The 8450-nt window shown below is 63.5% G+C and carries 5 protein-coding genes; 1 reads left to right on the top strand and 4 read right to left on the bottom strand.

Annotated elements, in window-relative coordinates:
• From FJY68_12385 to ligA, 3 genes are all read right to left on the bottom strand, one after another.
• On the bottom strand, positions 1–903 hold a 903-nt coding region (locus tag FJY68_12385; protein ID MBM3332622.1), incomplete at its 3' end, for a DUF4837 family protein.
• Positions 904–906: 3 nt separating this feature from the next.
• A complete protein-coding gene (gene recG / locus FJY68_12380; GenBank protein ID MBM3332621.1) occupies positions 907–3006 on the bottom strand; it encodes an ATP-dependent DNA helicase RecG in 2100 nt (699 codons plus the stop codon).
• A 3-nt stretch (positions 3007–3009) separates the two neighbouring features.
• Positions 3010–5070 carry an NAD-dependent DNA ligase LigA gene (gene ligA / locus FJY68_12375; GenBank protein ID MBM3332620.1) on the bottom strand — a complete coding sequence of 687 codons (2061 nt, stop codon included), beginning with the start codon at positions 5068–5070 and terminating at the stop codon, positions 3010–3012.
• A 315-nt stretch (positions 5071–5385) separates the two neighbouring features.
• Here ligA and FJY68_12370 point away from each other — a divergent pair, with 315 nt between their 5' ends.
• Positions 5386–6945 carry a hypothetical protein gene (locus FJY68_12370; protein ID MBM3332619.1) on the top strand — a complete coding sequence of 520 codons (1560 nt, stop codon included), beginning with the start codon at positions 5386–5388 and terminating at the stop codon, positions 6943–6945.
• 771 nt (positions 6946–7716) lie between these two features.
• Here FJY68_12370 and FJY68_12365 read toward each other — a convergent pair.
• The gene (locus tag FJY68_12365; GenBank protein MBM3332618.1) at positions 7717–7965 is read right to left on the bottom strand and encodes a hypothetical protein; all 249 of its coding nucleotides are present in this window, start codon (positions 7963–7965) and stop codon (positions 7717–7719) included.
• Positions 7966–8450: the final 485 nt, after the last annotated feature.

Genomic DNA, 8450 nt, shown 5'->3' with positions numbered 1-8450 from the left:
GGCCATGTAGAACCGGCCCCGGAAATTGAACGAGTAGTTGACAAACGGCCCGCCGATCACGTCGCGGTCATTCCTCCAGATTCCGGAGAGCCGGACGCAGGGCCCGGCCAGGAAAGCGATCGTCTCGGCCCGCAGGAACTGAAGGTCGATCGAATCCCCGTCGTAGTATCGTGCGGTGAGCCGGTCGCGCAAAGCCGACAGCGATTCGGGCAGAAGCGACCTGGTCGAATCCTGCCAGTGGACGAACACGTTCCGGTCCGGATTGTGCCCATACAGGTAGATGAAGTCGTCGCCCGCACCGTCCTGATTGAGGAGCCAGCGGCGGGGAACATCAATGGTGAACGAGTACTTCGCGCTCAACTCCTCGGTCGGCTTCTTTTCGACCCCCTCAATGTATACCGCCTTCGCCATCTGAGTCAGTACTATCTCGCGCAGGGTCTGCCGGATGCGCGCGGCATAGACCTCAAGCCCGGGCTCCAACTTCGCAGCATCGCGAGCGATGAAGATCAGCGCGAACTGGCCCTTCTGCCAGGGATTGGGAACCTTGAGCAGGCCGAAGTCGCCTTCGGACAGCGAATCGGCCCGTGGGCCCAGGATCTGACGGATGAGCGTGTCCGAGCTGGTACCGATGATAAGCAGTATGCGGAACTTGGAGTAGGTGTCGAACTTCCCCGCTGTTCCGACCCGCACCTTGAACTCGGGCTCGGGCTGCGGAGTCGGCACGGGCTCCTGCAGGATGGAGCGGACAGTACCCTCCAGTTCGTCCCACTGAGCGGAGATGATTGTCACCTCGCGCAAAGGCCCGATGAGACGCATCATCGGCGAGCGGGCACACGCCATAATCAACGCTCCTGCGCCTATGACTACGCTGACCGTCCTCCTCCCCCGACTCAGGCCCGACATCGATCAACCCACCCGCAGCAGTTCACTGCGGCCCTGGTAGCGCGACAGGAGAGTTCGCCGGATGCAGCCATTCTGCGGCTGCTTCAGTTCCGGGTCAAGTTTGACCAGCCGGAAGGCGTCCTTCCGTGCCTGCCGCAGGACCTTCCGGTCGCGGCCGATGTCCGCAACCCGCAGATCAGGAAGCCCGTGCTGCCTGGTACCGAGCATCTCTCCGGGTCCGCGGATTTCCATGTCCTTCTCGGCCAACTCGAACCCGTCGCTGGTCCGGACGAAGAATTCAAGCCGTTCGCGGGCGTCGCCGAGCCCGAGCCGCGGGGCCAGCAGGATGCAGAATGACTGCCTGGAACCGCGACCTATGCGCCCCCGCAACTGGTGGAGCTGTGCCAGGCCGAAACGCTCCGGGTGCTCGACGATCATGACCGTCGCGTCCGGCACGTCTACGCCGACTTCGATGACCGAAGTCGCGACCAGGATGTCCAGTTCCTTCTTCCGGAAGCGCTCCATCAGTTCGCCTCGCTCTTCCGGCTTCATCCGGCCGTGGACCAATCCGACCCGATGTTTGGGCAGCGCCGCCTTGGTCTGCTCGAACGTCTTCACGGCCGAGGCCAGGTCGAGTCTCTCCGACTCATCGATAAGCGGGCAGACCACGAACGCCTGCTCGCCGGCATCCAGGTGCCGCGCCGTCGCCTGGTAGACCGAATCACGATCCAGTCCGCTCATCAGCTTGGTTGCGACCGGCCGCCGCCCCGGCGGCTTCTCATCCAGGACTGAAGAATCCAGGTCGCCGTACAGGGTCATCGCCAGGGTGCGGGGAATCGGTGTGGCGGTCATCACCAGGAAGTCGGGATTCAGCCCCTTGTTGAGCAGCGCCGCCCGCTGCCGCACCCCGAATCGGTGCTGCTCATCAACCACGACCAGCCCCAGCCGGTTGAACTTCACTTCCTCCTCGATAAGAGCGTGTGTGCCGAACACCAGCTGCACGGCTCCGGATTCGAGGCCGGCGATGATCTCCTTCCGCTCGGCGGTTTTGGTCGACCCGGTCAGCAAAGCCGACTTCACGCCGATGCCGGTCAGCCGCTTCTGCCAGCCGTGGAAATGCTGTTCGGCCAGGATTTCGGTCGGCGCCATCATCGCCGCCTGGGCCGCGTTCTCGACCGCCACCAGCATGGCGAGCAGAGCGACCACGGTCTTGCCCGAGCCGACATCGCCCTGCAGCAGACGGTTCATGCACCGCTCACTCGCCAGGTCCTGCTTGATCTCGCCGAGTACCCGCTCCTGGGCCCTGGTCAGCCGGAAGTGGAGCTTCTTCAGGAGAAGCCCGGTCAGTTCACCGGTCACGACCAGGCTCGCGCCCTTGCGCGTCGCCGCATACTCCCGGTGTCGCAGCGCGAGCAGGAGCTGGAAGTAGAGCAGCTCGTCGTAGACGAGACGCTCCCGGGCGCGCTCTGCCGACTCCATGTCCTTCGGGAAGTGGATGGCCTGCAGCGCGTCGCGGATGCCCGGGAACCCGTAGTGTTCGATCATCTCGGGCGTCAGCGACTCGCGAACCTGTGCGAGGCTCTTGGCCATGGCCGCGGCCACCGCCCGACGAATCGTCCACAGGGAGAGCCCCTCGGTCAACGGATAGACCGGGATGATGGTGTTCGCGAACGAGAACTCACCCTCCTCATCGGCCAGCTCGAACATGGGATTGACGAACTGCAGCCCGCGATACCTGGTGACCCGGCCGGAGAGCATGATCTCCTGGTTCGGCCTGAACCGCTCGCCGAGGTCCGGCCGGTTGAACCAGAGCGCCTCCATCATCCCGCTCTCATCGCGCACCATGCAGGATATGACCTGGCGGCGGGTCTTCAGCCGGCGGGTTCCGGAAGTCACGATCCGGGCAAGTACGGTCGCTTCGTCCCCGGGCCGCAGGTCCTTGATGGCAATCATCTGCGACCGGTCGAGGTAGCGCCGCGGAACAAAGAACAGCAGTTGCCCGACGGTCTCCACCCCGACCTTCGCGAGCAGTTCGGCCCGCTTCGGCCCGATGCCCTTCAGATACTGGACCGGCGCGTCAATATCCGCGCCGTCAGCCCAGACGTCACCTAGTGTTACCGACATTTCTCATGGCTCCCGCGTTCCTCCTGCAACAAGACGCTTGAACTCCTTCTCATCGACAGTCTTCACGCCCAGCTCCCGGGCCCGGTCATACTTGGAGCCGGGCGCAGCCCCGGCCACGACGAAGTCGGTCTTCTTTGACACCGACGACGTCACACTGCCACCCAGAGAAACGATCATCTCCGTGGCCTGCTCGCGCGAAAGGCTCACGAGTGTACCGGTCAGCACGAATTTCTTGCCCGCCAGCGGCCTTGGCCCGCCCGCCCTCTTCTCCTCGAACCGGAGCCCGGCAGCCTGCAGCCGTTTGACCAGCGCCAGATTCTCTTCATCGGCCAGGAAGTTGCGGAACGACTCGGCGACCACGGACCCTACTCCGGGTACGTTCGCTATCTCGTCCTCTTTCCGCGCCTTGGCGTTCCTGGCGCCCTGGGCGGTTCTCCCGTCCGCTGCGGCGGCAGCGCAGAGTCGGTCCCACGAACCGAACGCCTGCACGAGCAGCCGCGCCGCGTGGATGCCGATGTGCCGGATTCCCAGACCGAAGACCAGTCGCGTGAACGGCCGTGATTTGCTCGACTCGACTGCCGCGAGCAGCCCGGCGACCGACTTCTCCCCCATCCTCTCCAGGCCGAGGAGCACGTCCGGGTTCAGCTCGTACAGGTCGGCAATGCTCTTCACCAGCCCGGCCGCCACCAGTTGTTCGACCAGCTTCTCGCCCATCCCCTCGATGTCCATAGCGGCACGCGACCCGTAGTGGAGCAGTCTCGCCTTGAGCTGGGCCGGGCAGGAAGCGTTCACGCACCGCCACGCTACCTCGTCCGACTCTTTGAAAAGCCTGGTCCCGCATGCCGGGCACTGCTCCGGAATCGCCACTCTTGACCGCCTGTTGTGTCCCTTGTCCGGGACCACTTTCAGTATCTGCGGAATGATCTCGCCCGCTTTGTGGATAACCACCATGTCCCCGACGCGGATGTCCAGCCGCTCCACCTCGTCCATGTTGTGCAGCGTGGAATGGGTGACGTTGGTGCCGGAGATGAACACCTGACCGACTTCGGCCACCGGCGTCACCGTGCCCAGCCGGCCGACGTTGAAGTAGATCTTCAATACCTCGGTCTCGGCTTCCTCGGGCGCATACTTGTAGGCCACGGCCCAGCGCGGGCTCTTCTCGGTCATGCCCAGTTCCTCGCGGTCGCTGAAGCGGTCGACCTTCACCACCATGCCGTCGATATCGTACGGCAGGTCGTGCCGGTGCGCCTGCCAGCCGTCGCAGTAGGCGACGACCTCGTCGATGCCGGCGAAGAGCCTGCTCTCCGGTGCGGTCTTGAACCCGAGTTCCTTGAGCGCGACCAGCACCTCGTGGTCGGCGGCGATACCCTCTATACGCCTCGGCACCGTGTGGACGAAGCAGTCGAGCCGCCGCTTCCGCACCAGCCTCGAATCGAGCAACTTGAGCGTCCCGGCAGTGGCGTTACGCGGATTGGCGAAGGCAGCCAGCCCTTCCTCCTCGCGCTCGGCGTTGATCCGCTCGAATTCCCGGCGCGGCATGTAGGCCTCGCCCCTGACTTCGAACCGTTCAAAGCCCCGACGCTCGTCACGCAGGCGCAGCGGCAGCGAGTTCACCGTCCGCAGGTTGGCGGTGACGTCGTCGCCCCTCGAACCGTCGCCCCGGGTCGCGCCCCGCCCGAACGCGAAACCCTCGTAGCGGAGCGACACGGCCACGCCGTCGATCTTCTGCTGCACCAGGTAGACCGGTTCCGGCACGACCTTCTTCACGCGGGCATCGAAGTCGCGGAGCTCATCGTATGAGTAGGTGTTGTCGAGCGAGAGCATCGGCGGGTCGTGGGCAACGGAGGCGAACTCCTTGAGCGGCTCGCCCCCGACGCGGCGGGTCGGCGATTCGGGCAAGACCAGTTCCGGGAACTCCTGCTCAAGCTGCTCCAGCCGCTTCAGCATCTGGTCGTACTCAAAGTCGCTGATGGTAGGTTGGGCAAGCACGTAATACCGGTAGTTATGCTCGGAGAGCTCGCGGCTCAGTCTGCCGATTTCGGCTCGTGCCTTGGCTTTGGTCAAGAGTACAAATCTTCCCGCTTTTCGCCTGAAAGTCAATCGTCAGCGGCGGGCGCAGATCCCGAGCGCAACAGCCACGAAAACACGAAAGAGAATGAAACGGGGCATGGACCTTCTGCTCCCGTCTTTCGTGACCTTGGCCGCAGCGTTTCCTGTCAGACGGTGCGTGCTTTCGTGGCCCGCAGTCCGCCTTCGAGCTTCAATCGTCATTCGGACTTCGAGTTTCGTCATTGGCCTTACGTCCCTTGACCCTCAACACCCCCCAGCTAGACTGATTGGAGTCACCTGACCCTACTGACAGCCAAACTGAGGTAACTGATGCAATTCATACTTTCGATCATCCTGCTCGCCTCCGCCGGGACTTCCGACGTCAAGCCGCTCCGCTGGCTGAGCCCGGACAACTCGAGACCGCTCAGCTACGCCGAGTGGCACTCCCAGCAGACGCCGCAGCCCTTCCGCTTCAAGCAACTGATATCGCCGGTCCGGCTCGAGAGCCGCGTCGACTTCTTCGTGGAGGAGACTCTGGCCGGTGCCCTCGGCCCCGCGCTCGAGACACTGGCTATCGACATGGAGTACGAGAGTGTGGCCGTCGCGGTCTTCTCGGTCAGCGGCAACTCGCCCGAATCCCTGAAGTCCCTCCTCAGCCGGGAGCACATGACCGGCATGTCGTCGGCGGTGTTCGTCGGCGACCTGCCCATTGCCTGGTTCCAGATGATTGATGACTTCAACAACCAGGGCGCGAATGACGGCTACGAGGAGTTTCCCTGCGACCTCTTCTTCATGGACCTGGACGGCGCCTGGCACGACAGCTTCGTCAAGCACGACTCCCTCGACAGCCTCATCCCCGGCTCGGACTCCATCTACGACCTTCACCTTGACTCGATCACGCCGGAGATAGCCGTATCCCGTCTGGCGGCATCGAGAATCGGCGATGCCCGGACACTGCTCGCGGACTACTTTGACAGAAGCCATCGCTACCGGAATCAGCAGCTGCCGGTAACTGACCGCGCCCTCGTTTACATCGACGACGACTGGGAGCCTTGGGCGACGGAATGGGACTCGAACGTGGGCCTGCTTTACCACGACCGCGTGCTGGTGAGCGACTCGGAAGCGACCCGCGTCGCCGACTACGAACCGCGCATCGACTCCGCAGCCTACCAATGGGTAGCACTGATGTCCCACTCCTGGCCCGGCGGCCACGCCATGTACTACCACCGGAAGGACAGCACGGACTGGTTCTATGCGACCTCGATCCCGTCGGTTGACCCGCAGGCGAACTTCTACAACCTCTTCGCCTGCTCGAACGTCCGCTTTGTGGAAGACGGCTACTGCGGTGGCTGCTACGTTTTCCAGACGGCAACCGGGCTCGGCGCCATCGGCTCCACCAAGACCGGCTCCATGCTTCAGTTCGGTGACTTCTACGCGCCGATGGGACAAGGTGCAACCATCGGTGAAGCCTTCCGCCAGTGGTTCACGGCGATACTCAACGACGGCTGCGACCCGAGTGAACGCTCCTGGTTCTACGGCATGTGCCTGATCGGCGACGGCTCGCTCAAACCGAGAAAACCCCAGGACGCCATCGAACAGGACGATCGGCGATTGGCGAATGGCGATTGGCGAATGGCGTCCTGCCGGCTCGTGGCCAACCCGGTACGCAGCCGCCTCAACCTTGACCTCATCCTCAACCTGCCTGCCAACTGCAGGATCGGCCTCTATGACAAGACCGGCCGCCTCGCTGCCGAGCTCCCCTCGCGGCCCTACTCGGCGGGCTCGCACCGGCTCAGTATGAACGCCTCCGCGCTCTCTGCCGGCGTCTACTTCCTGACAGGCAGCACCGAGGCCGGCTCTACCCGCATCCCGGTCACCTTAGTCGACTAGCTGACTCGAGTAGAGCCGGCAGGGCAGCAGTCACCCTGACGATCCATGGCCGGTGCGCGGCAGCGCTGCCCGTGCCGTATCGCTAGCGTCTGGGTCGCGTGCTTGGAGGCAGCGTCTCGGCCAGCTCGCTGCTCAGTGCCGCGGCGCAGCAAGTCCTCGACCAAACTTCTGCCTTCTCCACTCTGCCTTCCGACTTCTCACGATGTCAGGGCAGATGATACCTCGGCCCCAAAGGTCCACTCGGTCCCTTTGTCTCCTGGTGACGAAATCCTGACCTCGACCTCGCGCTCAAGGCGCGATCGGTTCGGGCAAAGCACCCGTCATTGCTCGCCGGCAAGCGTCGGTCAGAAGATCGTTCACCGCGTAGCGGACTGCGTCGGCGAGTGCGTCGTCAGCTGCGTAGCAAACTGCAGCGCCCACTGCATGAGTCATTGCACGCCGCATCGCATGCGTCAAAGCTCACCAAATGGCTCGCGGAATCGCGCGCGTCATCGCTCACGCCATCGCTCGGTTCAAAGCTCGAGACAATGCACCGGTCATTGCAGGCTTCAGTGCACGCCAGATTCGACCGGCAAAGGCTACAGGGTAGGCAGCCTCCGGATCATCCCCCCCATGGCAGGATTGTGGCCAAAGAGCGGCCCACCACTACATATAGACGACCGCAAGGTCCCTTCCTTCTCCCTCTCCTCCCCGAGGAGAGGGTCGGGGTGAGGAGTCCAGCGAACTGGCGACTCCGTCGGGACAGGGCTTACGCACGAGACCGGCTGCGGGTCAAGACACTCGCGCCAGAACTGCCGCGATCACTCTGGCGCTCAGTGCCGAACTGAACCGCAGACTCAAGGCGCGGCTCAAGGCCGGACTCAACTCGCGGCTGAACGCGCAAGTCAAGCCGGAACTCGCTGCGCGACTCGCCGCCCGGCTGATTGCGGGACTGAACACAGCGTTGAAGTCCTGACTGACGGTGGCGCTGAGCTCCTCAGTCTGGGCACGATTGACCGCCACGTTGAGCCCTGAGCTCATTGCTCAACTGACGGGAGAGCTAAGTCCTGGAATGACGGCCACATTGATGGCGGCAGTGAGTGCGGCTTTGAACCCAGCGGTCACCCCCGGATTGACCCCCCTATTGCCGCTGCAAGCGCCGGGCGGCACATAGGGTATCAGACCATGGTCTGTGACGGTTCTCATCCCGGAAGACAAGCTCCCTATGACGTATTCCCCTTTGGCAAGCGTATGAATATGTGAGAGGAGCAGTGGTGCGCCAAACGGTGCCCACGCCCCCGAAATCCGAATGGTCTGTACCCCGGCCTGACGGCCGGACAGGAGGCTTACCATGTCCGACGTGACTCGCAGACTATCGCGCTGGAAGGCGAAGTACTCGCCCGAGATAGCGGCGCAGACGACTGCCCGCATCTATGCCGACATGACGGAACGCTACCAGGCTTCGCTGGTTGCCTTGTGTGCCATGGAAACGGAGACCAAGCAAGTGCTGGACTCAAGCGGCATCG

The sequence above is a fragment of the candidate division WOR-3 bacterium genome (assembly GCA_016867815.1).
In the GTDB taxonomy this organism is placed as follows: Bacteria; Hydrothermota; Tepidihabitantia; order Tepidihabitantales; family Tepidihabitantaceae; genus UBA2258.
The sequence above is the reverse complement of the archived record's forward strand: the minus strand, read 5'-3'. Positions and strand labels throughout refer to the sequence as shown.